The sequence below is a fragment of the Bradyrhizobium diazoefficiens genome (assembly GCF_016616235.1).
In the GTDB taxonomy this organism is placed as follows: domain Bacteria; phylum Pseudomonadota; class Alphaproteobacteria; order Rhizobiales; family Xanthobacteraceae; genus Bradyrhizobium; species Bradyrhizobium diazoefficiens_H.
On the sequence record NZ_CP067100.1, the window covers coordinates 1964607 to 1988116 of the forward strand.

Here is a 23510-nt window from a genome sequence, read left to right on the forward strand (position 1 = left end):
AACGCCGCGGCGTTCCGGGAGCGGAAATACCAAGAGGCGATTCCAAATGGCGCAATCCTTCGATTATGAGTCTGCATCTGCATCGGAAGAGACCGAGACGTCTCCGCTGGAGCGGCTGGCCGAGATCGCCGCGCGCACCGCGGAGGAGACCGGCAAGTTCGCCAATGTCGATGCCATCCTGCGCATTCCCGTTACCATGCAGGTGGTGCTGGGATCGGCGACCATCCCGGTGGCGAATCTGATGAAGCTCGGTCGCGGCGCGGTGGTTCCGCTCGATCACCGGGTCGGTGAACCCGTCGACGTCGTCGTCAACGGCCGCATCGTCGCTCGCGGCGAGGTGGTCGTCGTCGAAGAGGACAATTCCCGCTTCGGCGTCTCGCTCACGGAGATTGTGGGGCCGCTGGGGCAGGGTGATACCTGACCATGGCGGCACAGGTCGCTCCCATCAAACAGCGCGGTGTCGCTACGCTGGGCGGAACGGAAAAGGTTGCGGCACTCCTGCTGGCGATGGGCCGGCAGGCGGCCGCGAGCGTACTCGCGCAGTTCGAGCCGCAGGACATTCGCATCGTCACCAAGGCCGCGGCTGAGCTGCGGCCGATCACGGCGCAGGAACTCGAGGCGATCGTCGAGGAGTTCGCTCAGCAGTTCTCGATGGGCGCGAACATTCTCGGCACCCTCGGCGGCCTCGAAGCCGTGCTGGGCGATGTGCTTCCCGCCGACCAGGTCACCGCGATCATGTCCGACCTGCTCGGCAATTCGAGCCGCTCGGTATGGGACCGCGTCTCGTCGGTGTCGGAGAATTCGCTGGCGACCTACCTTTCCAAGGAGCATCCGCAGACCGCGGCGCTGATCCTGTCCAAGGTCAAGCCGTCCTGCGCCGCCAAGGTGATGAGCCAGCTGCCGTCGAGCCTGCGCAACGAGCTGATGCGGCGCGTGCTCAGCCTCAAGCCGATCGCCGACGACGCGATGAAGGTCCTCGAGAAGACGCTGCACGAGGATCTGACGCTGAACTTCGCCCGCAACCTCGGCGCGGACACCTACGCCCGCGTCGCGGACATCATCAACAAGATGGAGCGCGGCCATATCGAAGACATGCTGAAGAGCCTGTCGGAGAAGCGGCCGAAATCGGCCGAAGTGCTCAAGGAGCTGCTGTTCACCTTCGACGACGTCGTCAATCTGACGCCGAAGGCGCGCACCATGATCTTCGACCAGGTGCCGACCGATCGCATCGTCATCGCACTGAAGGGCACCGACAAGCAGTTCCGCGAGCTGATCCTGTCCTCGGTCGCCTCGCGTGTCCGCCGCGTCGTCGAGCACGAACTCGCCAGCGGCGAGCCGTCGAACCAGCGCGACGTATTGGAGGCGCGGCGCGTGATCACCGACCTCGCGCTCGAGCTGGCGGAGAAAGGTGAAATCGAGCTCAATCCCGAGCAGGAGGATGAGCTGGTCTTCCGCTGACCGCTGAGCGCGCATGGCAGAAACATCCGATCAGGAGAGCAAGACAGAAGAGCCGACCGAGAAGAAAGTCCGTGATGCGCTCGAACAGGGCAACATTCCGGTCTCTCGGGAGGCGTCCATCTTCGCCTCGATGGCCGCGCTGATGGTGATCCAGGCGTTCCTGATCGGCCAAGGCGTGCAGCAATTGACGCCGGCCTTGAAGAGCCTGCTCGACGATCCCGACGGATTCCCGCTCGCGACCGGCGCGGACGCGCAGAACCTGCTCACCGTGGTGGGGCTCCAGGCGCTGCGATTCCTGGTGCCGCTCGTCGTCGTCCTGGCGGTGTTCGGGCTCGCAGCCTCGCTTCTGCAAAATGCGCCGCGCCTGGTGCTGGAGCGCATCAAGCCGGACCTTTCGCGGGTCTCCCCGATCAGCGGCTGGAGCCGCCTGTTCGGAACGCAGGGCCTCGTCGAGTTCGCCAAGTCGCTGTTCAAGCTCGTTTCGGTCACGGCCGTGGTCGCCTTCGTGCTGCGCTCGTCCGAAGCAAAGGCGTTCGAGGCGATGTATACCGACCCGGTCGCGCTGCCGGAGATGATCCTCAACATCGCAATGCGGATCGTCTCGGCGATCTGCATCGCGACCATCGTGCTGGTCGCGATCGATCTCGCCTGGTCGCGCTTCCACTGGCGGCGCGAGCTGCGCATGACCAAGCAGGAGATCAAGGACGAGCACAAGCAGGCCGAGGGCGATCCGCTGATCAAGGCGCGTCTGCGCTCGCTGGCGCGCGACCGCTCGCGGCAGCGCATGATCGCGTCGGCTTCGCGCGCGACGCTGGTGATCGCGAACCCGACGCATTTTGCGATCGCGCTGCGCTACAAGCGCGAGGAGAATGCGGCGCCGCTCGTCGTCGCCAAGGGCATGGACGTGATCGCGCTGAAGATCCGCGAGGTCGCCGAGCAGAACCGGATTCCGGTGATCGAGAACAAGGCGCTGGCGCGCGCGCTCTACGAGGCGGTCCAGGTCGACCAGGTGATCCCGGCGGAATTCTTCCGGCCCGTCGCCGAGATCATCTACTTCCTGCAGTCGAAGCAGGCGCCGCGGCCCGAGAAGGTCCAGTAGATTTCCGAGGATTGTGCTTCGCGCATCAGCTTGACGAAAGCTTAACGCCCTAGGGTTCTCCCCGAATGGACCAGAACGGGGCTGTCGTGGGACCGCTTTATCTCTTCGAACTCGCATCGTCGCAGGCGCGCTATCTCGAACTCCGCCAGTCGACCATCGCGACCAACGTCGCCAACGCCAACACGCCGGGCTTCAAGGCGCGCGACGTCGAGCCCTTCAACAAGGTGCTCGACGGCATGCCGGTCAGGCTTGCGACGACGTCGCCCTCGCACATGCAGCTGTCCCCGGTCGAGACAGACACGCGGCAGACCGCGAAGAAGGACAGCTGGGACGTAGTCCACTCCGGCAACTCCGTCAGCCTCGAGCAGGAAATGATCAAGGGCAGCGACGTCAATCGCGACTATTCGATGAATGCGGCGGTCGTGCGCTCGTTCCACCGCATGCTGCTGTCGAGCGCGAAAGTCTGAGGTGAACTGACATGCTGGACTCACTGAGTGCATCGCTGACGGTCGCGAGCTCCGGGCTCGAAGCGCAGTCGACGCGCATGCGCATCGTCTCGGAAAACCTCGCCAACGCGACCTCGACGGGGCGCACTGCCGGCGCCGATCCGTACCAGCGCAAGACCATCACCTTCGACGCCGCAATGGACCGGGCCTCGGGCGCGCAGCTTGCCAAGGTCAAGGAGATCGGGGTCGACACCACGCCCTACCGCGTCGAGTACGATCCCGGGCATCCCGCCGCCGACAAGGCCGGCTACGTCAAGCTGCCGAACGTCAACATGATGATCGAGATGGCCGACATGCGCGAAGTCAACCGGTCCTATGAGGCCAATCTCCAGGTCGTGAAACAGGTGAGGTCGATGCTCGGCATGACCATCGACCTGCTGAGGAGCTGACAATGCTTGAGGCGATTTCATCCACCGCGCTTTCCGCAGGCCAGGCGGCAAGCCGCGCCACCGAGGCTCAGGCGATCTCGCCGGCGGCGCCGAGCGCGATCCAGTCCACGGACGACATCGGCTTCGATTCGGTGATGAAGCAGGTGACGACCGACGCGATCGGAACGCTGAAGGCGGGCGAGGCGGCGTCAATCTCGGCGATGCAGGGCAAGGAATCGACCCGCAAGGTCGTGGAGGCGCTGATGTCGGCCGAGCAGGCCTTGCAGACGGCGGTCGCGGTTCGCGACAAGGTCGTGCAGGCCTACCAGGAAGTCGTCCGGATGTCGATTTGATCTGAGGGAATGAAATCGTGAAATCGCTCGCCATTGCGGCCACGGGCATGAACGCCCAGCAGACCAACATCGAAGTCATCGCCAACAACATCGCCAACATCAATTCGACGTCGTACAAGCGCGCGCGCGCGGAGTTCACCGATCTGTTCTACCAGATGGACCGCATGCAAGGCGTCGCGAACGTCAACGGCTCCTCGCCGATCCCGGAAGGCTCCAATCTCGGCCTCGGCGTCAAGTCGGCGGCGATCCGCAAGCTGCACATCCAGGGCGCGCTCACTCAGACCGGCAACCCGTACGACCTCGCGATCAACGGCCGCGGCTGGTTTCAGGTGCTCGGTCCGAACAACGAGGTGCAATACACCCGCGCCGGTTCGTTCAACACCAATGCCAACGGCCAGCTCGTCACGATCGACGGCTATCTGCTGGATCCCGCGATCACGGTGCCGCAGGGAACGGTTCAGGTCACGGTCAACCAGACCGGACAGGTGTTCGCCAAGCTGGACACGGAAGTGAACCCCCGGCAGATCGGCCAGCTCAACCTCGCCAATTTCGCCAACGAAGCAGGCCTCGAGCCGCTCGGCGGCAACCTCTATCGCGAGACCACGGCGTCCGGCACGCCGGTCGTCGGACTGCCCGGCGATTCCGGCTACGGCAAGATCAACCAGCAATATCTCGAAGCCTCGAACGTCGATCCGGTCAAGGAAATCACCGAGTTGATCTCGGCCCAGCGCGCCTACGAAATGAATGCCAAGGTCATCCAGGCCTCGGACGAAATGGCCCAGACTGTCTCGAAGGGCATGCGCTAGTTCCGGTGTCGTCATGTTGAACAGGGTGGGCTTGATGGTGCGCGGGTTGGCCGCCGTGCTGCTGGTTCTCGTCTCGGCGCGCTTGGCTGCGGCCGAGGAGAAGCGGCTTCCCGTGCCGGCCGTGTCGATCCGCGCCGGCGAGCTGATCCGGGACGACATGATCACGGAGCGCGCCTTCGCGCCGAACGTGCTCGGCGTTTCCATGTTCATCGAGGCACGCCAGATGCTGGTCGGTCGAATGGCGCGGCGTGCGCTGCTGCCGGGCCAGCCGATCCCGACCAACTCCGTGGAAGAGCCCTGGACCGTCGCACGCGGCGCCATGGTCAAGGTCGTGGTCGAAGACAGCGGCCTGTCGATCGTCACCTACGGCGCGGCGATGCAGCAGGGCGCGCCCGGTGCACTCATCCCGGTGCGAAACTCCGATACCGGCGTGATCATCAGGGGCATCGTCCAGCCGGACGGCACCGTCAAGGTCGTGGACGGGTCATGATCAGGTTCCTGCTTGCGCTCGTCCTCCTCCTCTCCGCCGCCAGTGCCCAGGCCGCTGTCCGCATCAAGGACATCGCGGACATCAAGGGACTGCGCGAAAATCAGATCGTCGGTTACGGCCTCGTCATCGGCCTGAACGGTACCGGCGACACGCTCCGCAATGCGCCGTTCACGGAACAGTCGCTGCAATCGATGCTCGAGAACATGGGCATCAATGTCAGGAACGAGACCACGAGCACCAACAATCCTCCGAGGCCGACGACCCTGCGCACGCGCAACGTCGCGGCCGTGATGGTGACCGCGGACCTGCTACCCTCGATCGGACCCGGCGAGCGGATGGACGTGACCGTGTCGTCGCTCGGCGATGCGACATCGCTGCTCGGCGGCACCCTGGTGATGACGTCGCTGCGTGCGGCGGATGGTGCAGTCTATGCCGTGGCGCAAGGCGCGGTCACGGTCGCCGGCTATAGCGTCGGAGGCCAGGCGCAGAACGTCAGCCAGGGCACGCCGACCGCCGGCCGCATCCCGAACGGCGCGCTGGTCGAGCGCGAGGTGCAGGGAAGCCTCCATGAAATGGAATTCCTGGTGCTGGAGCTCAAGAACCCCGACTTCGTCACCGCGACGCGCATTCTCGACGCCATCAACCGCTATGCCGGCGGCCGCTATCGCGCGCAGATCGCGTTCGAGCGCGACTTCCGCACGATCGTGCTGTCGAAGCCGCGCTATATCGGTCCAGTCCGTTTCCTCGCCGAAATCGGCGAGCTGACGGTCGAGCCGGACACGCCGGCGAGGGTGGTGATCAACGAGCGCACCGGCACGGTGGTGATCGGGCGTGACGTGCGCATATCGACCGTCGCCGTGACACACGGCAATCTGACGGTCCGTGTCACCGAGCTCCCCGTGGTGTCGCAGCCTGCGCCGTTCTCGCAAGGCAAGACGGTGGTCGTTCCCCAGACCATCGTCGAGGCCAACGAGGCCGGATCGCAGGTGGCGATCCTCAGCGGCGTCGATCTCCAGCGTCTGGTGCGCGGCCTGAACCAGATCGGCCTGAAGCCGTCGGGCATCATTGCGATCCTCCAGGCGATCAAGACGGCCGGTGCGCTCCAGGCCGACGTCATCGTGCAATGATGCACAAGCGTCGTGCAAGCTTGGTCGCTCAATGCTCAGGCCTCGACCGAGAATCGCACGCGGCCCGATGCTGAAGCTGGAACACAAAGCCAAACTCCTCCTGGTCGCGGCTACTGCGCTTGTGAGCGTATCGCCAGTGCTGGCGCTGGATGGCGCCAAGCCCTCGAAGCCGCTCAACCTGCTGTCGTTCGCGCGTGCGCGCGCCCCCGGAGCCCAGAAGCTGCCCCCGCCGGCGGCGTCGATGCCAAGCGACAATGCCTCGATCCGCACGACGGCGTGGGCGGCCGAGGATTCCGGCCCGGCGATCACTGGCGCGGTGCCTGCCCCCGCAACGCCGGCTCCTGCTCCTGCCCCCGCAACGGCGCCCGTGCGGCCGGCCAAGCCCGGCAGCGTCACGGCACCGCCGAAACCCGCACCGTCGCAGGCAGCTGTGCCCGCCGACAACGAGGTCGCCCTGTTCTGCAGCAACGTCGCCGATCCCGCGGTCGATGCGCGGCTGGCCTGGCAGCTCAAGGAGCTGGAGAAGGCCGAGACCCTGCTCCGGGAACGGATCGCCGAGGTCGAGGCCAAGCGCGCCGAATACGAGAAGTGGATGGCGCTGCGCGACGACTTCCTGAAGAAGGCCGAGGCCCAGGTCGTCGAGATCTATTCGAAGATGAAGCCGGACGCTGCGGCGACCCAGATCGCCGGCATGGCGGACGAGACCGCCGCCGCCGTGCTCGCCAAGCTGAGCCCGAGGAGCTCGAGCGCGATCTTCAACGAGATGGATGCGGCGCGCGCAGCGCATCTGGCCGACCTGCTCGGCGGAATGCGCCGCGTGGATGACGGAAAGACCAAATAGATGAACAAGCCGATCCTCATCCTGTCGCTGCTGCTGTCGTCGGTGCTGCTGGCCGGGTGCTTCAACGATCCGGCGGAAATCCTGACCGGCCCACGATTGTCGCCGGTCGGCAGCGGCCTGAGGACGCAGGCCGATCCGATCCCGGTGACGCCCCGCCTGCGATCGCCCGTCAGCTATCGCTCGACCTGGGACGACGGCACCGATCTCTACCGCGATCCCCGCGCCTGCCGTACCGGCGATGTCGTGACGGTGATCATCTCGATGCAGGACAAGGCCAAGCTCGACAACAAGACCGGCCGCTCGCGCGATTCGCAGATCAAGTTCGGGCTGGACTGGCTGATGGATGTCGCCGGATGGAGCGACAAGGGCCAGGCCAACGCCAACCTCTCTACCAACACCCAGATCAAGGGCAACGGACAGATCGATCGCACCGAGGACATCAAGCTGTCGATCGCCGCAATCGTCACCGACGTGTTGCCGAACGGCAATATGATGATCAGCGGCTCGCAGGAATTCCGCGTCAACACCGAGATGCGCGTGCTCAACGTCGGCGGCATCGTGCGCCCGCGCGATATCTCGCGAACCAACACGATCTCCTACGAGAAGATCGCCGAGGCGCGCGTCTCCTACGGCGGTCGCGGAAATCTGTCTGACGTGCAGCAACCCGGATGGGGACATCGGATTTATGACGCCGTGGCACCATTCTGAGATTCGCGGCGGCCTGACCGCAGCGCGAGGGCAGGGGACGTCATGCGGCTGATTGCGGCCATTGTGGTGCTGACCCTCGTCGCGATCGGTGCGGGCGCGCTTGCCGGCCTGCATCTGTTTGCGGCCGCCGAGCGTGTCGCCGATGCCAAGAAGAGCGCCACGCCCGCGCCGATTGCCTCAAGCTACGCCGGCAGCGCGCGGCTTCGAAAGCTGTCGCCGATCGTGACAAATCTCGCCGCGCCGACCAACAATTGGGCCCGCGTCGAAGCCTCGATGGTGACCGACAGCATGAGCGACGAGGATGCCGGCATCCTGGCCGCCCATATCAGCGAGGACATCGTCACCTACTTGCGGTCCGCCTCCGTTGCGCAGTTCGAGGGATCGCGCGGGCTCCAGCATCTGCGCGACGACCTCGCCGAGCGCGCCAATATCCGCTCGTCCGGCAAGGTCCGCGAATTGATCATTGAGACGTTGGTGATTCAGTGAGAGTGAAAGTCCTTCTGCTCGCCCTGGTTCTGGTCGTGTTGCCAGAGGTGGCGCTCGCCCAGATACCCGACCTCAACTCGCTGCTGCCGCCCGGCAACGGCTCGACCAGCGGCCGCATCATCCAGCTGATGGCGCTGATCACGGTGCTGTCGGTGGCGCCGGGCCTGCTCATCATGGTGACGAGCTTCACGCGATTTGCAGTGGCGCTGTCGTTCCTGCGCGCCGGTCTCGGGCTCCAGACCACGCCGGCCAATCTGGTGCTGATCAGCCTCGCGCTGTTCATGACCTTCTACGTGATGGCGCCGACCTTCGACCGTGCCTGGGAGACCGGCGTCCAGCCGCTGATGAAGAACGAGATCTCCGAGGAAGACGCCTATCTGAAGATCACCGATCCGTTCCGCGAGTTCATGCTGGCCCATGTCCGCGACAAGGATCTCCAGACCTTCGAGGCGCTCGCCGCCGAGAGCTTTCGCAAGAAGTTCGACGACAAGCGCATCGACATGCGGGTCATCATTCCGGCCTTCATGATCTCCGAGCTCAGGCGCTCGTTCGAGATCGGATTCCTCATCATCCTGCCATTCCTCGTCATCGACATGATCGTGGCGACGCTGACCATGTCGATGGGCATGATGATGATGCCGCCGACGATCCTCGCGCTGCCGTTCAAGATGCTGTTCTTCGTGCTGATCGACGGCTGGAATCTGCTCGCCTCCGGCCTTGTGCGCTCGTTCTCGTAAGCGCGCGATCGCTGGCCGACCGGTCGGTTAGGGTTAGCGGGACGTAACGGCTCATGGTTAGCAGAGGCTAATGTTAACCATATGATATTGCTGCGTAATTCAAGCCGATCTTAATCCGGCGACAAGATTCGACGTGCTAGCAATGCGGTACGGCGGGTTGGACCCCACCACATCAGTCCAAAGGCATGATGCCGCCCCTCCGTACCGGTGCAAGCCCGGTATGTCCCCTCGTGAAAATGTAACGCGTACATAAAGGGACATTCGCAATGTCAAGCCTGCTTACGAACTCGACCGCCATGACCGCGCTCCAGACCTTGCGGTCTGTCAGCTCCCAGCTCTCCACCACGCAGAAACGCATCTCGACCGGTCAGCGCGTCTCGACCGCTTCCGACAACGCCGCCTATTGGTCGATCGCGACCTCGATGCGCGCCGACAACGCCGCGCTCTCCGCCGTCTCCGACTCGCTCGGTCTGTCGGCTGCGACCGTCGACACCGAATATACCGGTCTGACCACGGTTGTGGGTGATAGCAGCTCCGGTCTGACCAAGCTCCAGTCCCTGCTAGTCCAGGCCAAGACCGCCGGTATCGACCGTACCAAGATCCAGGCCGACATCACCCAAATCCAGCAACAGATGAAGGCCACCGCCGGTGCGGCGACCTTCAACGGCGTGAACTGGCTGAGCACGACCGCAACCACGCCGGCGACCGTGAACCTGGTGTCGTCGTTCTCCCGCGTCGGCGGCACGCCGACCACCGGCTCGATCAGCCTGACCACCGCCAACTACTCGCTCTACACCTCCACCCAGACCGCTATCCTCGATAAGGTCAGCGGCACTGCGTCGGTCGATACGATCGACATCTCTGCGCTGACCGACTCCGCGGCTGACCAGACCACGCTCGACGGCTACATCACGCAGGTGACCGGTGCGATCAACTCGGTGGCCGCGGCCGCCGCCAACCTCGGCGCCGTCAAGAACCGTATCTCGACCAACACGGACTTCGTGAAGTCGCTGATGGACTCGGTTGATCGCGGTATCGGCCAGCTCGTCGACGCCGACATGAACCAGGAGTCGACCCGCCTGGCGGCCCTCCAGGTCCAGCAGCAGCTCGGCGTGCAGGCGCTCTCGATCGCCAACAACAGCAGCCAGAGCATCCTGTCGCTGTTCCGCTAAGCCGTAAGCAATCCAGGGAGGGCCGCGCTTCTCGCGAAGCGCGGCCCTTTCGTTTGGCGTGACACCGGGCGCACGCCGTGATCCGGCTTTCCTGTTGCGTCCAGGCAACGGAGCCACAAGCTTCGCACAAGCTTCGAGTGCTATCGGGGTCATTACGACAGGTTGGGCCCCCATCCCGCTTTTCCGCAGCCCAAAGGCATGACGCCGCCCTGTCGTACCGGTGCAAGCCCGGTATGTCCCAAAAACTCAATCCAATCGTCAAAGGGACATCAAAATGGGTTCTAGCCTGCTCACCAACTCGTCTGCAATGACCGCGCTGCAGACCCTTCGCAACGTCAGCTCGCAGCTCGCCACCACGCAGAACCGGATCTCGACCGGCATGCGCGTCTCGACCGCGTCTGACAACGCCGCCTACTGGTCGATCGCGACCTCGATGCGCGCCGACAACGCCGCGCTCTCCGCCGTCTCCGACTCGCTCGGTCTGTCGGCTGCGACTGTCGACACCGAATATACCGCTCTGACCGCCGTCGTCGGCGACCAGACCGGCGGCCTGACCAAGCTCCAGGCGCTGCTGGTCGAAGCCAAGACGGCCGGTATCGACCGCACCAAGATCCAGGCCGACATCACCCAGATCCAGCAGCAGATGAAGGGCACCGCCGGTGCGGCGACCTTCAACGGCGTGAACTGGCTGAGCACGACGGCGACCACGCCGGCGACCTTCAACCTGGTGTCGTCGTTCTCGCGCGTCGGCGGCACGCCGACGATCGGCTCCATCAACCTGACGATCGCCAACTACTCGCTCTATACCAGCACCCAGACCGGCATCCTCGACAAGGTGAGCGGCACTGCTTCGATCGACACGATCGACATCAGCGCGCTGACCGACTCGACGGCCGACATGACCACGCTCGACGGCTATATCGCGCAGGTCACCGCTGGCATCAACTCGGTGGCCTCGGCCGCTGCCGATCTCGGCGCCGTCAAGAACCGCATCTCGACCAACACCGAGTTCGTCAAGACCCTGATGGACTCGGTTAATCGCGGTGTCGGCCAGCTCGTCGACGCAGACATGAACGCAGAGTCCACCCGCCTTCAGGCGCTTCAGACCCAGCAGCAGCTCGGCGTTCAGGCGCTCTCGATCGCCAACCAGAACAGCCAGAGCATCCTGTCGCTGTTCCGCTAAGCCCTTCGCTAGCCTTGGGAGGGCCGCGCTTCTCGCGAAGCGCGGCCCTTTCATTTTACCTCGTGTGCGTCGGTCGAGCCATGAACTCGGCCGGGCTCGGTTTGTTGCGGCCCGGTCACAGAGCCGCAAGCCTCGCGCAGTGTTCGCGCGTTATTGTCGCCCTACGACAAGTTGGGCCTGCCTTTTCCGCCGCCCAAAGGCATGAGGCCGCCCTGTCGTACCGGTGCAAGCCCGGTATGTCCCAAAAATCAATTCAATCTGTTTCAAGGGGACGTCAATCATGAGCTCCAGTCTGCTCACCAATTCGTCTGCAATGACCGCGCTGCAGACCCTCCGCAACGTCAGCTCGCAACTCTCGACCACGCAGAACCGGATCTCGACCGGCATGCGCGTCTCGACGGCGTCTGACAACGCCGCCTACTGGTCGATCGCGACCTCGATGCGCGCCGACAACGCCGCGCTCTCCGCCGTCTCCGACTCGCTCGGTCTGTCGGCTGCGACTGTCGACACCGAATATACCGCTCTGACCGCCGTTGTCGGCGACCAGACCGGCGGCCTGACCAAGCTCCAGGCGCTGCTGGTCGAAGCCAAGACGGCCGGTATCGACCGCAAGAAAATCCAGGCCGATATCACCCAGATCCAGCAGCAGATGAAGGGCACCGCCAATGCGGCGACCTTCAACGGCGTCAACTGGCTGAGCGCGACGGCGACCACGCCGGCCACCTTCAACCTGGTGTCGTCGTTCTCCCGCGTCGGCGGCACGCCGACGATCGGGTCCATCACCCTGACAATCGCCAACTACTCGCTCTATACCAGCACTCAGACCGGCATCCTCGACAAGGTGAGCGGCACTGCGTCGATCGATACGATCGACATCAGCGCGCTGACCGACTCGGCCGCTGACCAGACCACGCTCGATGGCTTCATCGCGCAGGTCACCACCGCGCTCAACGCGGTGAGCTCGGCCGCTGCCGATCTCGGCGCCGTCAAGAACCGCCTCTCGACCAACACCGAGTTTGTCAAGACCCTGATGGACTCGGATAATCGCGGTGTCGGTCAGCTCGTCGACGCAGACATGAACGCGGAGTCGACCCGCCTTCAGGCCCTCCAGACCCAGCAGCAACTCGGCGTTCAAGCGCTCTCGATCGCCAACCAGAACAGCCAGAGCATCCTGTCGCTGTTCAAGTAAGCTGCGGCTTTTGAAAGCGACCGTGCTCCCCATGGGAGCACGGTCTCCGTCGTGAACAGCGGATGTGACGGCACATGACATGCCCGCAAGCATGCCGCGTGTGCCGCTCGTGCTGCCGCACGCCCGGTTGCTGCTGAACCGGTTGCGCCGCCCAGATTCCAGCAAAAGTACATCGTCCCGCCTGCGAACTGACACATTCGTGTCCGCGCGCAACCTTCAGACAAGGTTCACAGCGGAGTGTCCTCACCGTCCGCATTGGTACGAGGTCACATGCTCAGTCGCGCGCAGCTACAGCAGCTGCTCAACAATCTGCTGGAACTTGGGCCGCGACGTCTGATGGCCTTGGGATTGATCGGTTTTGCCGTCCTCGTCACCGTTGTCGGCGGCGCCTATTATCTGAGCCGGCCTGAGTTCGAAACGCTCTACACAGGCCTGAGCCGCGAGGACGTGACGCGGATGGGCGCCGCCCTGCGCGAGCAGAACATCGCGTTCGACGTCAATACGGCCGGCGACGCGGTCTCGGTGCGCCCGAGCCAGACCATGCAGGCGCGCATGCTGCTCGCCGAGAAGGGGCTGCCGACCAGCGCCAATTCCGGCTACGAGCTGTTCGACAAGATCGGCTCGCTCGGCCTGACCTCGTTCATGCAGGAGGTCACGAAGCTTCGCGCGCTCGAGGGCGAGATCGCCCGCACCGTGCAATTGATGAAGGGCGTCAAGGCGGCGCGGGTGCACATTGTCATGCCGGTGCGCGGTTCGTTCCGCGCCACGCAGCAGCCGCCGTCGGCGTCGGTGGTGCTGCGCACCGACGGCGCGATCGAGGCGCGCACGGCGCAATCGATCCGCCATCTCGTCGCCGCCGCCATCCCCGGCATGACACGCGACAAGGTGACGGTGCTGGACGCCGACGGCTCGCTGTTGCTGGCCGAGGAGGACGAGGCCAGCGCCGCGCCGACCAAGATGGCGAGCCTCCAGAAGACCGTTGGCGGCATGGTGCAGGAGAACATCCGCAAGGCGCTGACCCCGTATCTCGGCCTGGACAATTTCGAGGTGAGCGTTGCCCCGCAGCTCTCGACCGACAAGCGGCAGATCAACGAGACCGTTTACGATCCGGAGAGCCGCGCCGAGCGCTCGGTGCGGAACGTCCGCGAGAAGGAATCCTCGCAGAATGCGGATCGTTCGCAACCGACCACGGTGCAGCAGAATCTGCCCGACCAGCAGGTCAACGCCGGCGGCAGCAAGAATTCCAGCGAGGACAAGACCCGCCGCGAGGACGTCACCAATTTCGAGGTGTCGTCCAAGACCACGACGACGGTCAGCGACGGCTATTCGGTCAAGAAGCTCTTCATCGCCGTGCTGGTCAACCGCTCCAGGCTCGTCGCCGATCTCGGCGACAAGAGCAACCAGGCCATCATCGACAGCAAGCTCGCCGAGATCAGCCAGCTCGCGGCGACGGCCGGCGGGCTGGACAAAGCGCGCGGCGACCAGATCCAGGTGACGGCCGTCGACTTCATCGAAGGTTCGCGCGAGCTGGCGCCGGTGCCCCCGATCAGCTTCGTCGAGATGATCAACAAGCAGCTCGGCAGCGTCATCAACGCGGTCACGATCCTGGCCGTCGCCTCGATGCTGGTCTGGTTCGGACTTCGGCCCGCGGTCAACGGCATTCTGACCCATCGCGCGCAGCAGGAGCAGACCGAGGCCGCCGAGGCTGCCGAACTCGAAGCTGCGACGGCTCTCGCATTGGCCGAGAGCCAGGATCCCGAGCTCAACCTCGTCGAGGACCTCGAAGGCAAGATGCAGCGCACGCCGCAGAAGCGGCTGGAGCAGATCGTCCGGCTCGATCAGATGCAGGCGGCAGCAATCCTTAAAGACTGGATGCGACGCGAGGAGGCGGCATGAACGCGGCAATCGGAAAACTCCTGACGCAGTTCGACGCGAATGGCCGGGTCAAGTCGCCGCCGCCTCCGCCACCCAAGATCCAGCACGTGCTGACGAGACCGAAGGAAGCCCGGCGCGAGCCGCAGCCGCAGGCCCAGCCGCAGCGCCAACCTCAATCGCAGCCCCAGCTTCAGCCGCCGCCCCCGGCGCCCGCGCCGGAAGCTCCGCCGGTCAATCTTCTCGACGATGCCTATCGTCGCGGTCATGCCGCCGGCGTTGCGGAAGGCGATGCCAAGGTCGCCGAGGAGCGGGTGCGCAGTGCGATCCGGCTCGGCGAAGAGCGCGCCAAATGGTCCGACCAGCAGGCGGCCGCGATCGTCAGCGGCTTCGTGGCGGCTTGCCGCGAGATCGAGACCAACATCGCGAGCTCTGTTGCGCGGATCCTGCTCCCGTTCCTCGCCGAGGCGGTTCGTGACAAGGCGATCGGGTCGCTGGTCGAGCAGATTGCGGCGCTGACCGGCAACTCCCCGGTGCCGGTATTCAAGGTCACCGGCCCCGGTGAGTTGCTCGATCTCGTGCGGGCGCAGCTCGAGGCGTCAAGGCGCACGGGCATCGAATACGAGCCTGCGGAGACCTTCGAGGTGCGCGTCGTTGCCGACCAGACCGTGATCGAGACGCAGATCTCGGCCTGGAGCGAACGGCTGAACGAGGCGCGCCGGTAGTTCGCCATGGAAGAGGTCAAGCACGAGCTGGTCATCGTCCGCAGACGCAGCGCCTTCGCCGAGGAGGCGCATCACGGCGGCGTCTGGAAGATCGCCTATGCGGACTTCATGACCGCGATGATGGCGTTCTTCCTGGTCATGTGGTTGCTCAATGCGCTCAACCAGGACCAGAAGCAGGTGGTCGCGAGCTATTTCAATCCCATCAAGCTCGCGGAGAACGCACCCGCACCGAAGGGCCTGAAGGACCTCGCCAAGAAGGAGCCGTCGCAGTTCGAAGGCCAGGACGGCAAGCGGCAGCCGGCCGGGCCGAATGAAGAGCGTCGCGGCGACTCGCCGACGGCGGAGAAGCCGGCCTCGTTCGAAGAGAAAGTCCTGTTCCGTGATCCCTTCGCGACGCTTGCCGAGATCGCGAACAGCTCAAACCAGGCTTCTGGCCAGCGGCGCGCCGGCGCTCTGACCTCCGCCGAGGAGGAGGGCCTCAAGGGCGGCGACGCCTATCGCGATCCCTTCGATCCCGGCTATTGGAAGCTGGCGCCGCAGATGTCGAAGGATGCGGATCGCTTCATGGACAGCGAGCCGAAGCCGAATGCTTCGGCGCGCGACGGCGCATCCGGGACGGGGCAGGGCGCGCCGCAAGCGCGCCGTGCCGCGCAGGATGACGCCGGCGGAAGCGTGGCTCCGAACGCGGATGCGTCCTCCGCAAGCCTGTCGCCGCTGCTGCCGCCGGGACCTGCGGCCTCGCAGGCACAGCGCGATGGCAGTGCCCAATCGAATGTACAGGCGAATGCGCAATCGGGCGCCCAGGCTGTCGCTCAAGCCAATGCCGCCGCGCAGTTGCGCCCTGGCGAGCAGGCGAAGAATTCCGATCCGCGCGATGCGAGCCAGCAAACGACCGTCCGGCAGCTCCAGTCCGCGATCGCGGATGCATTGTCCGATATCAAGGCCGGCGCGGGCCCGGTGGCCGAGGTGCGTCAGGTCGAGGAAGGCTTGCTGGTCAGCCTGACCGACGATGCGAGCTTCGGCATGTTCGCGGTCGGCTCGGCCGAACCGCGACCCGAGCTGATCCGCGTGATCGACAAGATCGGGCCGCTGTTGATGAAGCGCCAGGGTGTGATCATCGTCCGCGGCCACACCGACAACCGGCCCTACAAGTCGGAGACCTACGACAATTGGCGGCTGTCGACCGCCCGCGCGCAGATGGCCTATTACATGCTGGTCCGCTCCGGGGTCGACGCGCAGCGGATCGAGCATGTCGAAGGCTACGCCGATCGGCGGCCGAAGCTTCCGAACGATCCCGCGGCCGCGCAGAATCGCCGCATCGAGATCCTGATCCGGGAGAAGCGCCCTTGATCAGGCTGCTGCTCTGCGCCGCATGGCTGATAGCGTTGGCGCTGACAGCGGCGCCTGCGCTTGCAGATCCGGCGCCGGCATCAACCGCGAACGAGCCGTATGCGCTCGTGCGAGCGCTGCAGGCCGTGCAGGACGGCATTGCCAACGGCGACACGGCAGCTCATGCCAGCCACATCGCCCTGATCCGTCAGATCGGCGAAAAATTCATCGCCGCCGATGCAAGCGTATGGAGCAACGCACAGAACGGTCAGGCTGTCGTCATTTACCTGCTCAGCGGCGGCGCGCCGCAAGTGGTCCGCAAGCTGCCGCGCGACAAGCTGAACGTCGACGGACGGCTGTTCGATGGGGCGCTCGCCTATGTCGAGGGCCGTCAGGACGATGCGCGCGAGCAGCTCAAGGACATCCAGCCGCGCACGCTTCCCTCGGGCCTCGGCGGCCAGGTCGCGCTGGTGCAGGGCGCGCTGTTCGCGCGCAAAGAGGCATCACTCGCGATCGAGCGGCTGGACGATGCGCGCCTGCTGTTGCCGGGCACGCTGGTGGAGGAAGCGGCGCTGCGCCGCGAGATCCTGCTGGTCGGTCAGGCCGAGGATTTCGACAAGTTCGAGTTCCTGACGCTGGCGTATATCCGCCATTACCGCAATTCGATCTATGCCGGCGATTTCTGGCAGCGCTTCTCTTCGGGCCTGACGCAATCGAGCATTGCGCTCGACGAGCGCCGCTTCGCACGGATCGCCACCTTGCTGGAGCAGATCGATCGCGCGAGCCGCCTCAAGCTTTACCTCGCGATCGCGCGCGCCGCCATGATGCGCGGACGGCTGGAAATGACGCGGCTTGCCGGCGAGCGGTCCCTGACGCTCAGCGCCGATGCGTCACCCGAACGCGAGCGAGCGCATTTCTTCCGCGGCGTCTCGCGCGCGCTCACCGACGAATATGACGGCGGCGTTGCCGAGCTGAAGGCGCTCGACCGGTCGAAACTGCCCGAGCGCGACGTTCCCCTTCTGAATGCCACGCTGCAGCTCGCGCTCGATGTCCGCAAGGCGTTCGCCGGCAATTCGGCCGCCGCAGCCGACAAGCCTCCGGTCACGCCGGCGCGGCTCGATCTCGCCTCCTCGACCGCGATCCTCGTGCGCGCGCAGAAGCAGCTCGGCGAACTCGAACTTCTCACCAGGGATCGCCGCCCATGACCAAGCTTAGCGGAACCTCCGGACAGCTTTTTTCGGGGTTCGCCGAGAGCCTCACCATGCGCGGGACGTCGCGCTCCGCCAAGGGCGCCGGCACCAAGTCGCCGGCGGACTCGTCGTTCAACGATCTGCTTCACACCGTCTCGAATCTCGCGAAGCGAGCCCTGAACGACGAGGGCAGCGACACCGCCGTGAAGGGCGGAACGCTGCGCACGCGTCTTGTGCATCCGGCCGAGACGGACAAGGACGAGACGGTGCATGAGCGCACCGCGGCCGCCGCGGAATCCAAAGCGGCCGGGACGTCGGAGAATAAGTCCACCGACAAATCGTCCGACAAGAAGGCCGACAAGTCGGGGAAGCACGGTCCGGCAAGTCTTGCCGCGAAGCCGGACGTCCAGGATCAACCGGGCATCCCTGTGATCGTTGGGCAAGAGATCGCCGCCGCGTTTGCCGTGAAACCGCAGACGCAAGCCGCGGCCAGCGACAGGAAGGACGCGCCGGCGCGAGACGAGCGCGACTCCGCAACGAAGCGCGACGTTCAGGCCACCGGCATGGCAAAGGCAACCGCCGTCGACGCCGCCTCATCCACGGCGGCTCCGATCGGGGGCCGCTCGCAAGGAGCGGCTCCGCGAATGGCGGCGGCCCTGCAGACGGCGTTGGCGCAGGACAGCGAGCCGTCGTCCACGGCCATGCCGCCGGCATCCGGCTTCGAAGCCATCACGGCAAATGTCGAACGGGCCGCCAAGGCCGCGGGGCGTGAGGCGCTGCCCGAGGCGACCAAGGTCACTGTGGTTCAGCAGGAGACTCATCTGCCTCCGGCGCAGTTCAACGTCCCGCAGCAGATCGCCAGCGCGATCGTCGGCGAGCTCAAGGAAAGCGCGGCGCAGACGGCGTCCGCAGCCCCCGATTTCGCGACATCGCAGGGCAACGCCCCGGATCAACCGCTCAAGATCCTGACCATCAATCTCGAGCCGCCGGCGCTCGGCAACGTCACCGTCCGGCTTCGTCTCGTCGGCACCGAGGTGTCCGTCCATCTCGCGGCTGAGCGCAAGGACACGAGCCAGATGCTGGACCAGCAGCGTGACTCGATCCGCGATCTCATGCAGTCGGCGGGCTACGTCGCCGACGTCGCGCCGGTGCAGCACGGCTCGCTCGATGGATTCCAGAGCGGCTCCGGCCAGCCGCAGCCGCAGCCCTCCGGCCAGCAGCAGCCATCGTCGCAGTCGCAAGGCACGTTCGACGGCGCGGGCAACTCGTCGAGGCAGCCGGACGGCGGCGCGAGCCAGGAGCGACAGTCCAACCAGGAGACGCGTCATGATCACGACGTGGGCCCGCAGACTCGTCGCGGCCCTGTTTATCTGTAGCGTGGGCACCGCGGCAGCGGCGACCGACAATGCGCGCCCCTGCGAGCGCGAGATGGCGCGTGCGTCCCAACAGTACGGGATTCCGCTCGGCATCCTCTATGCGGTCGGACTCACCGAGACCGGGCGGCGCGGCGCGCTCTATCCTTACGCGCTCGGCGCCGACGGCCGGACCGTGTTCGCCAAGGATATGGACGACGCGATCGCTAATTTCGAGGCGATGCGCGCCAGGGGCATCAAGCTGATCGACCTCGGCTGCATGCAGATCAACCATTATTATCACGGCGACAAGTTCGCCTCGGTGCGGGCGATGTTCGATCCAGCCAGGAACGTCGACTACGCCGCGCGCTTCCTGAAAGAGCTGAAGCAACGCGAGCGCAGCTGGACCATGGCGATCGCCCGCTACAACGCAGGTCCCAACAACCAGCCGGCGCAGAAGCGCTACGTCTGCCACATCGTCGCTCATCTCGTCTCGAGCGGGTTTGGCGCGTGGACCGACGAAGCACGCTCGTTCTGTCAGCCCAAGACGACATGATTTGAACAACCCCAAAGCTGTGCATGGTTCCCAATCATCAGCCCCGCGCAAGCAAGAGCCCGCATTGTAGCGGCAACCTACCGAAGGAGCCCAATTCATGAGCCTGTATGGTGTTATGCGCACCGGCGTTTCCGGAATGAACGCGCAGTCCAACAAGCTGTCGACGGTTTCGGACAACATCGCGAACGTCAACACGACCGGCTACAAGCGGGCTTCGACGGAATTCTCGTCGCTGATCCTGAACAGCGGCTCCGGCAATTACGACTCCGGCGCGGTCGAGACCACGGTGCGTTACGCCATCTCCGATGCCGGCAACTACCAGTTCACGACCTCGACGACGGATCTTGCGGTCCAGGGCAACGGCTTCTTCGTCGTGCAGGACGCAAACGGCAATAACTTCCTGACGCGCGCCGGCGCGTTCGTGCCGGACAGCACCGGCAATCTCGTCAACGCCGCCGGCTTCCAGCTGATGGGCTACAACATCGCGAACGGGGCCGTGCCCAACGTCGCCGCCAATGGTTTCGGCAATCTGCAGGTCGTCAACGTCAATCAGATGGCACTCCAGGCTTCGGCTTCGACCAAGGCAACAGTCGCGGCCAATCTGGCTCCGAGCGCCACCAACCTCACAGCGCCTGCCGGCCCGGCCAACTATACGTCGAAGACGTCAATGGTGACCTACGACAATATCGGAAATGCCGTGACGCTTGACGTCTATCTTGCCCAGACCGCGACGGACACCTGGGATGTCCAGGTCTACCAGGGAGGGTCGCTGCTTGCACCAACCGGCCCTAGTACGACGTTCACCTTTGACACGACGGCGGCCGGCAAGGGCGCGCTGGCAGCAGCGAGCACGAAATCGCTTGCGTTTAATATACCCAGTGCCGGCGGTTCGACCTTCCCCTTCACGATAGACCTCTCGGCGATGACGCAGGTCGCCTCTAGCTTCGACTTCAAGGCGACGGTCGACGGCAACGCACCGTCCGCGGTCGAAAAGGTCAATATCGACGACAAGGGCGTGGTCACCGCGGTCCTGAAGAACGGCACCGAGCTGCCGAGCTTCCAGATCGCGCTCGCGACCGTGCCGAGCCCGGACCATCTGACGCCCGAGGTCGGCAACGTCTATTCGCCGAACCTGGATTCCGGAAACGTGCAGGTCGGACTTGCCGGCCAGGGCGGTCTCGGCACCATCAAATCTGGCGCGCTGGAAGATTCCAACGTCGACCTCGCGGACGAATTGACCTCGATGATCGAGGCGCAGCGCGGCTTCACCGCGAACTCGAAATCGTTCCAGACCGGCGCCGACTTGCTGGACGTGGTCGTCAACCTGAAGCGCTGATTCCCACGGCGCTCGCCCCCGGCAAGAGCAGATCATGAACCTTACCGCCGCACTCGAATCCGCCCGCTCCTCGCTCATGGCGTCGGGCATCCAGTCGTCGACCATCTCGCGCAACATCGCCGGTGCCAGTGCCACCGGCTATTCGCGCAAGATCGCCGTGCTGGACAACTTCCCCGGGACCGGCGTCTATGTGGAGGCGATCCAGCGCGCCGCCAGCTCGGGTCTCTACAACAACGTCTTGATCGCGACCTCCTCGTCGGCCAAGCAGAGCGCGATCTATGACGGTCTCCAGAAGATCGCATCTGCCACGGTGGACGATCCGGAGCTCGATCAGTCGCCGACGGCGCAGCTCAATGCGCTGAAGCAGGCGCTCCAGCAATATGCCAACGCCCCTGATAACACTACGCTGGCGCAGGCGGCGGTCACGTCCGCCAAGGACATGGCCACGGCGCTCAACCAGGCGACCCAGACGGTACAGTCGGTCCGTGCGGGCGCTGATGCCGACATGAAGACGTCGGTTCAGAACATCAATCAGCTGCTCTCCCAGTTCCAGACCGTGAACACCGCGATCGTGAAGGGTACGATCTCCGGCGACGACATTACCGACTATCTCGACCAGCGCGACAGCATCGTCTCGCAGCTGTCGCAGGAGCTCGGCGTTACGATGTCGCTCCGTACCAATGGCGACGCGGCGCTCTACACCGACAGCGGCGCCGTCCTGTTCGACAAGACGGCGCGTACGGTGAGTTTCGTGCCCACCAACTCCTATACGGCCGGCACCACGGGCAATGCGGTCTATGTCGACGGTGTGCCGGTGACCGGCGCCAATTCGGTGATGCCGCTGAAATCGGGCAAGCTTGCCGGCCTCGCTCAGCTGCGCGACCAGGACGCAGTCACCTATCAGAGCCAGCTCGACGAAATCGCGCGCGGCCTGATCAACACCTTCAGGGAGAGCGATCAGACCGCGGCGGCGCTGCCCGACGTTCCCGGCCTCTTCACCTATCCCGGCGCGCCAGCGATGCCGGCGAGCGCCACCGTCTCGGCCGGCCTTGCCGGCCTGATCAGCGTTGCCGCCTCGGTTGATCCGGCCCAGGGCGGCAACCCGAACCTGCTGCGCGACGGCGCGATCAGCGGCAGCGCCGCATACCAATACAACACCGCGGGCAACGGCGGCTACTCGGCCAGGCTGCAGCAGCTGATCGGCGGCATGGATGCGTCGCAGCCGTTCGATGCAACCACGCAAGGCAAGCCGAGCGGTAGCCTGATCGACTATGCGTCGTCGTCGACGAGCTGGATCGAAAACCAGCGCAAGGCCGCGGACTCCAACGTCAGCTACCAGAAAACGCTGCTCGACCGCAGCACTGCGGCGCTGTCGAACGTCAGCGGCGTCAACATGGACGACGAGATGTCCCTGATGCTGCAGGTCGAGCGCACCTATTCGGCCTCGTCGAAGATCATCTCGACCGTCGACGAAATGTTGCAGAGCCTGCTGGCCGCCGTGGGGAATTAAGTCATGATGAGCGCCAACTACATCTCGACCTTGATGCTGTCGTCGTCGTTGAGGTCCTCGATCACGAACAACCAGGCTGCGCTGAGCAAGGCATCGAAGGAGGCGACCACCGGCCGTTTCTACGACGTCGGCCTCGAGCTCGGCGCCACGACGGGAAGCGACCTCACCCTGCGGGCGGACCTGAGTTTCGCCGATCAGCTCGTCGATACCAACGGGCTGGTCTCGGGACGCCTCGACATAACGCAGAGCCGGATCACCCAGCTCGGCTCGACCGCGACGGACTTCCTCAAAGACCTGATCGCGGCCCGTAGCACCGACGGTGGCGGGCGGATCATCCTGCCACCCGCGTCCTCCAACCTCCAGGACCTGATCGGCGCGCTGAACGTCTCCTATAACGGCTCGTATCTGTTCTCGGGCATCAACACGCAGAACCAGCCGATCACGGCCTACACCGCCGGCTCCGCCAGCAAGAACCAGGTCGACGCCGATTTCCTTGCGGCCTTCGGCTTCTCGCAATCCTCGGCCAGCGTGAACACCATCACCCCGGCCCAGATGCAGACCTTCCTCGATACCACCTTCGATGCCGAGTTCGCGAGCCCGGCCTGGAACACCAATTGGTCGACGGCCACCGACCAGGTCATGCAAAGCCGCATCTCCACGACCGAGGTCGCCGATACGTCGGTTAGCGCCAACCAGGCCGGCTTCCGCAAGCTTGCCGAGGCCTACACCATGATGGCCGATCTCGGCAACGCGAACCTCGACCAGGCGACGTTCCAGGTCGTCGTCGACAAGGCCATCGGCCTCGTCGGAAACGCCATCACCGATCTCGCGACGCTCGGCGGCGATATCGGCACGGTCCAGCAGCGGATCACGTCCGCAACCGATAAGCTCAAGACGCAGCAGGATATTCTGAACAATCAGATCGTCGGTATGGAGAAGGTCGATCCGGCCGAGGCTTCGGTCCGGGTCAACACCTTGCAGACCCAGATTCAGACCGCGCTTGCGCTGACATCTCAGCTCCAGAAGATCAGTCTCATCAACTATCTCTGAGCCAAGGTAGCTCTGAGCCAAGGTAGCTCTGAGCCAAGGCTCGTTCGTAACGCTCGTAACATTCGTC

Annotated in this window: 25 protein-coding genes; all 25 read left to right on the forward strand. The window is 64.8% G+C overall.

Annotated elements, in window-relative coordinates:
* Positions 1 to 46: 46 nt before the first annotated feature.
* The 25 genes from fliN to JJB99_RS09425 all read left to right on the forward strand — a co-directional run bounded on the left by fliN (position 47) and on the right by JJB99_RS09425 (position 23443).
* Positions 47 to 421 (forward strand): flagellar motor switch protein FliN, encoded by a 375-nt coding sequence (gene fliN / locus JJB99_RS09305; protein WP_200498475.1) that lies wholly within the window; start codon positions 47 to 49, stop codon positions 419 to 421.
* Positions 422 to 423: 2 nt separating this feature from the next.
* The gene (locus JJB99_RS09310; RefSeq protein WP_200498476.1) at positions 424 to 1458 is read left to right on the forward strand and encodes a flagellar motor switch protein FliG; all 1035 of its coding nucleotides are present in this window, start codon (positions 424 to 426) and stop codon (positions 1456 to 1458) included.
* Positions 1459 to 1471: 13 nt separating this feature from the next.
* Positions 1472 to 2557, forward strand: coding sequence for a flagellar biosynthesis protein FlhB (gene flhB / locus JJB99_RS09315; RefSeq protein WP_200498477.1), 1086 nt, complete (start codon positions 1472 to 1474; stop codon positions 2555 to 2557).
* A gap of 65 nt (positions 2558 to 2622) precedes the next feature.
* Positions 2623 to 3024, forward strand: coding sequence for a flagellar basal body rod protein FlgB (gene flgB / locus JJB99_RS09320; protein WP_200498478.1), 402 nt, complete (start codon positions 2623 to 2625; stop codon positions 3022 to 3024).
* A gap of 11 nt (positions 3025 to 3035) precedes the next feature.
* Complete coding sequence (flgC, locus tag JJB99_RS09325) at positions 3036 to 3452, forward strand: flagellar basal body rod protein FlgC (RefSeq protein ID WP_018641261.1); 417 nt, start codon at positions 3036 to 3038, stop codon at positions 3450 to 3452.
* A gap of 2 nt (positions 3453 to 3454) precedes the next feature.
* Positions 3455 to 3784 carry a flagellar hook-basal body complex protein FliE gene (locus JJB99_RS09330; protein ID WP_200498479.1) on the forward strand — a complete coding sequence of 110 codons (330 nt, stop codon included), beginning with the start codon at positions 3455 to 3457 and terminating at the stop codon, positions 3782 to 3784.
* A 17-nt stretch (positions 3785 to 3801) separates the two neighbouring features.
* The gene (gene flgG, locus JJB99_RS09335; RefSeq protein ID WP_200498480.1) at positions 3802 to 4590 is read left to right on the forward strand and encodes a flagellar basal-body rod protein FlgG; all 789 of its coding nucleotides are present in this window, start codon (positions 3802 to 3804) and stop codon (positions 4588 to 4590) included.
* Between the two features lie 13 nt (positions 4591 to 4603).
* Positions 4604 to 5080 carry a flagellar basal body P-ring formation chaperone FlgA gene (flgA, locus tag JJB99_RS09340; protein WP_200498481.1) on the forward strand — a complete coding sequence of 159 codons (477 nt, stop codon included), beginning with the start codon at positions 4604 to 4606 and terminating at the stop codon, positions 5078 to 5080.
* The gene (gene flgI / locus JJB99_RS09345) at positions 5077 to 6207 is read left to right on the forward strand and encodes a flagellar basal body P-ring protein FlgI (RefSeq protein ID WP_200498482.1); all 1131 of its coding nucleotides are present in this window, start codon (positions 5077 to 5079) and stop codon (positions 6205 to 6207) included. The genes flgA and flgI overlap by 4 nt, the downstream gene beginning before the upstream one ends.
* 67 nt (positions 6208 to 6274) lie before the next feature.
* Positions 6275 to 7048 (forward strand): MotE family protein, encoded by a 774-nt coding sequence (locus tag JJB99_RS09350; RefSeq protein WP_200498483.1) that lies wholly within the window; start codon positions 6275 to 6277, stop codon positions 7046 to 7048.
* Complete coding sequence (gene flgH, locus JJB99_RS09355) at positions 7049 to 7756, forward strand: flagellar basal body L-ring protein FlgH (protein ID WP_200498484.1); 708 nt, start codon at positions 7049 to 7051, stop codon at positions 7754 to 7756.
* A gap of 42 nt (positions 7757 to 7798) precedes the next feature.
* Positions 7799 to 8242, forward strand: coding sequence for a flagellar basal body-associated FliL family protein (locus JJB99_RS09360; RefSeq protein WP_200498485.1), 444 nt, complete (start codon positions 7799 to 7801; stop codon positions 8240 to 8242).
* Complete coding sequence (gene fliP, locus JJB99_RS09365) at positions 8239 to 8979, forward strand: flagellar type III secretion system pore protein FliP (protein WP_200498486.1); 741 nt, start codon at positions 8239 to 8241, stop codon at positions 8977 to 8979. The genes JJB99_RS09360 and fliP overlap by 4 nt, the downstream gene beginning before the upstream one ends.
* Before the next feature lie 266 nt (positions 8980 to 9245).
* Positions 9246 to 10151, forward strand: coding sequence for a flagellin (locus tag JJB99_RS09370; RefSeq protein WP_200498487.1), 906 nt, complete (start codon positions 9246 to 9248; stop codon positions 10149 to 10151).
* 274 nt (positions 10152 to 10425) lie between these two features.
* The gene (locus JJB99_RS09375; RefSeq protein ID WP_200498488.1) at positions 10426 to 11334 is read left to right on the forward strand and encodes a flagellin; all 909 of its coding nucleotides are present in this window, start codon (positions 10426 to 10428) and stop codon (positions 11332 to 11334) included.
* Positions 11335 to 11614: 280 nt separating this feature from the next.
* On the forward strand, positions 11615 to 12523 hold the full coding sequence (locus JJB99_RS09380; protein ID WP_200498489.1) for a flagellin: 909 nt from the start codon (positions 11615 to 11617) through the stop codon (positions 12521 to 12523).
* A 270-nt stretch (positions 12524 to 12793) separates the two neighbouring features.
* Entirely contained in the window at positions 12794 to 14419 is a 1626-nt protein-coding gene (fliF, locus tag JJB99_RS09385; RefSeq protein WP_200498490.1) for a flagellar basal-body MS-ring/collar protein FliF, read from the forward strand.
* Positions 14416 to 15120 carry a hypothetical protein gene (locus tag JJB99_RS09390; RefSeq protein WP_200498491.1) on the forward strand — a complete coding sequence of 235 codons (705 nt, stop codon included), beginning with the start codon at positions 14416 to 14418 and terminating at the stop codon, positions 15118 to 15120. The genes fliF and JJB99_RS09390 overlap by 4 nt, the downstream gene beginning before the upstream one ends.
* 6 nt (positions 15121 to 15126) lie before the next feature.
* Complete coding sequence (locus JJB99_RS09395; RefSeq protein WP_200498492.1) at positions 15127 to 16470, forward strand: MotB family protein; 1344 nt, start codon at positions 15127 to 15129, stop codon at positions 16468 to 16470.
* Positions 16467 to 17654: a chemotaxis protein gene (locus tag JJB99_RS09400; protein ID WP_200498493.1), complete on the forward strand. Its 1188-nt coding sequence runs from the start codon at positions 16467 to 16469 to the stop codon at positions 17652 to 17654. The genes JJB99_RS09395 and JJB99_RS09400 overlap by 4 nt, the downstream gene beginning before the upstream one ends.
* Positions 17651 to 19015, forward strand: coding sequence for a flagellar hook-length control protein FliK (locus JJB99_RS09405; RefSeq protein WP_200498494.1), 1365 nt, complete (start codon positions 17651 to 17653; stop codon positions 19013 to 19015). The genes JJB99_RS09400 and JJB99_RS09405 overlap by 4 nt, the downstream gene beginning before the upstream one ends.
* Positions 18966 to 19547: a transglycosylase SLT domain-containing protein gene (locus tag JJB99_RS09410; protein ID WP_200498495.1), complete on the forward strand. Its 582-nt coding sequence runs from the start codon at positions 18966 to 18968 to the stop codon at positions 19545 to 19547. The genes JJB99_RS09405 and JJB99_RS09410 overlap by 50 nt, the downstream gene beginning before the upstream one ends.
* 97 nt (positions 19548 to 19644) lie before the next feature.
* The gene (locus JJB99_RS09415; RefSeq protein WP_200498496.1) at positions 19645 to 20883 is read left to right on the forward strand and encodes a flagellar hook protein FlgE; all 1239 of its coding nucleotides are present in this window, start codon (positions 19645 to 19647) and stop codon (positions 20881 to 20883) included.
* Positions 20884 to 20917: 34 nt separating this feature from the next.
* A complete protein-coding gene (gene flgK / locus JJB99_RS09420) occupies positions 20918 to 22393 on the forward strand; it encodes a flagellar hook-associated protein FlgK (protein WP_200498497.1) in 1476 nt (491 codons plus the stop codon).
* A gap of 3 nt (positions 22394 to 22396) precedes the next feature.
* On the forward strand, positions 22397 to 23443 hold the full coding sequence (locus tag JJB99_RS09425) for a flagellar hook-associated family protein (protein ID WP_200498498.1): 1047 nt from the start codon (positions 22397 to 22399) through the stop codon (positions 23441 to 23443).
* The last annotated feature ends 67 nt before the right edge of the window (positions 23444 to 23510 follow it).

Excerpts from the sequence above, each read along its gene's own strand:
- flgK (WP_200498497.1), top strand. The coding sequence starts at position 20,918 with ATGAACCTTACCGCCGCACTCGAATCCGCCCGCTCCTCGCTCATGGCG.
- JJB99_RS09410 (WP_200498495.1), top strand. The coding sequence starts at position 18,966 with ATGATCACGACGTGGGCCCGCAGACTCGTCGCGGCCCTGTTTATCTGT.
- flgA (WP_200498481.1), top strand. The coding sequence starts at position 4,604 with ATGTTGAACAGGGTGGGCTTGATGGTGCGCGGGTTGGCCGCCGTGCTG.
- flgI (WP_200498482.1), top strand. The coding sequence starts at position 5,077 with ATGATCAGGTTCCTGCTTGCGCTCGTCCTCCTCCTCTCCGCCGCCAGT.
- flgC (WP_018641261.1), top strand. The coding sequence starts at position 3,036 with ATGCTGGACTCACTGAGTGCATCGCTGACGGTCGCGAGCTCCGGGCTC.
- JJB99_RS09405 (WP_200498494.1), top strand. The coding sequence starts at position 17,651 with ATGACCAAGCTTAGCGGAACCTCCGGACAGCTTTTTTCGGGGTTCGCC.
- JJB99_RS09415 (WP_200498496.1), top strand. The coding sequence starts at position 19,645 with ATGAGCCTGTATGGTGTTATGCGCACCGGCGTTTCCGGAATGAACGCG.
- JJB99_RS09350 (WP_200498483.1), top strand. The coding sequence starts at position 6,275 with ATGCTGAAGCTGGAACACAAAGCCAAACTCCTCCTGGTCGCGGCTACT.
- JJB99_RS09370 (WP_200498487.1), top strand. The coding sequence starts at position 9,246 with ATGTCAAGCCTGCTTACGAACTCGACCGCCATGACCGCGCTCCAGACC.
- JJB99_RS09310 (WP_200498476.1), top strand. The coding sequence starts at position 424 with ATGGCGGCACAGGTCGCTCCCATCAAACAGCGCGGTGTCGCTACGCTG.
- JJB99_RS09375 (WP_200498488.1), top strand. The coding sequence starts at position 10,426 with ATGGGTTCTAGCCTGCTCACCAACTCGTCTGCAATGACCGCGCTGCAG.
- flgB (WP_200498478.1), top strand. The coding sequence starts at position 2,623 with ATGGACCAGAACGGGGCTGTCGTGGGACCGCTTTATCTCTTCGAACTC.
- JJB99_RS09395 (WP_200498492.1), top strand. The coding sequence starts at position 15,127 with ATGGAAGAGGTCAAGCACGAGCTGGTCATCGTCCGCAGACGCAGCGCC.
- fliN (WP_200498475.1), top strand. The coding sequence starts at position 47 with ATGGCGCAATCCTTCGATTATGAGTCTGCATCTGCATCGGAAGAGACC.
- fliF (WP_200498490.1), top strand. The coding sequence starts at position 12,794 with ATGCTCAGTCGCGCGCAGCTACAGCAGCTGCTCAACAATCTGCTGGAA.
- JJB99_RS09425 (WP_200498498.1), top strand. The coding sequence starts at position 22,397 with ATGATGAGCGCCAACTACATCTCGACCTTGATGCTGTCGTCGTCGTTG.
- JJB99_RS09380 (WP_200498489.1), top strand. The coding sequence starts at position 11,615 with ATGAGCTCCAGTCTGCTCACCAATTCGTCTGCAATGACCGCGCTGCAG.
- JJB99_RS09360 (WP_200498485.1), top strand. The coding sequence starts at position 7,799 with ATGCGGCTGATTGCGGCCATTGTGGTGCTGACCCTCGTCGCGATCGGT.
- flhB (WP_200498477.1), top strand. The coding sequence starts at position 1,472 with ATGGCAGAAACATCCGATCAGGAGAGCAAGACAGAAGAGCCGACCGAG.
- JJB99_RS09390 (WP_200498491.1), top strand. The coding sequence starts at position 14,416 with ATGAACGCGGCAATCGGAAAACTCCTGACGCAGTTCGACGCGAATGGC.
- JJB99_RS09330 (WP_200498479.1), top strand. The coding sequence starts at position 3,455 with ATGCTTGAGGCGATTTCATCCACCGCGCTTTCCGCAGGCCAGGCGGCA.
- flgH (WP_200498484.1), top strand. The coding sequence starts at position 7,049 with ATGAACAAGCCGATCCTCATCCTGTCGCTGCTGCTGTCGTCGGTGCTG.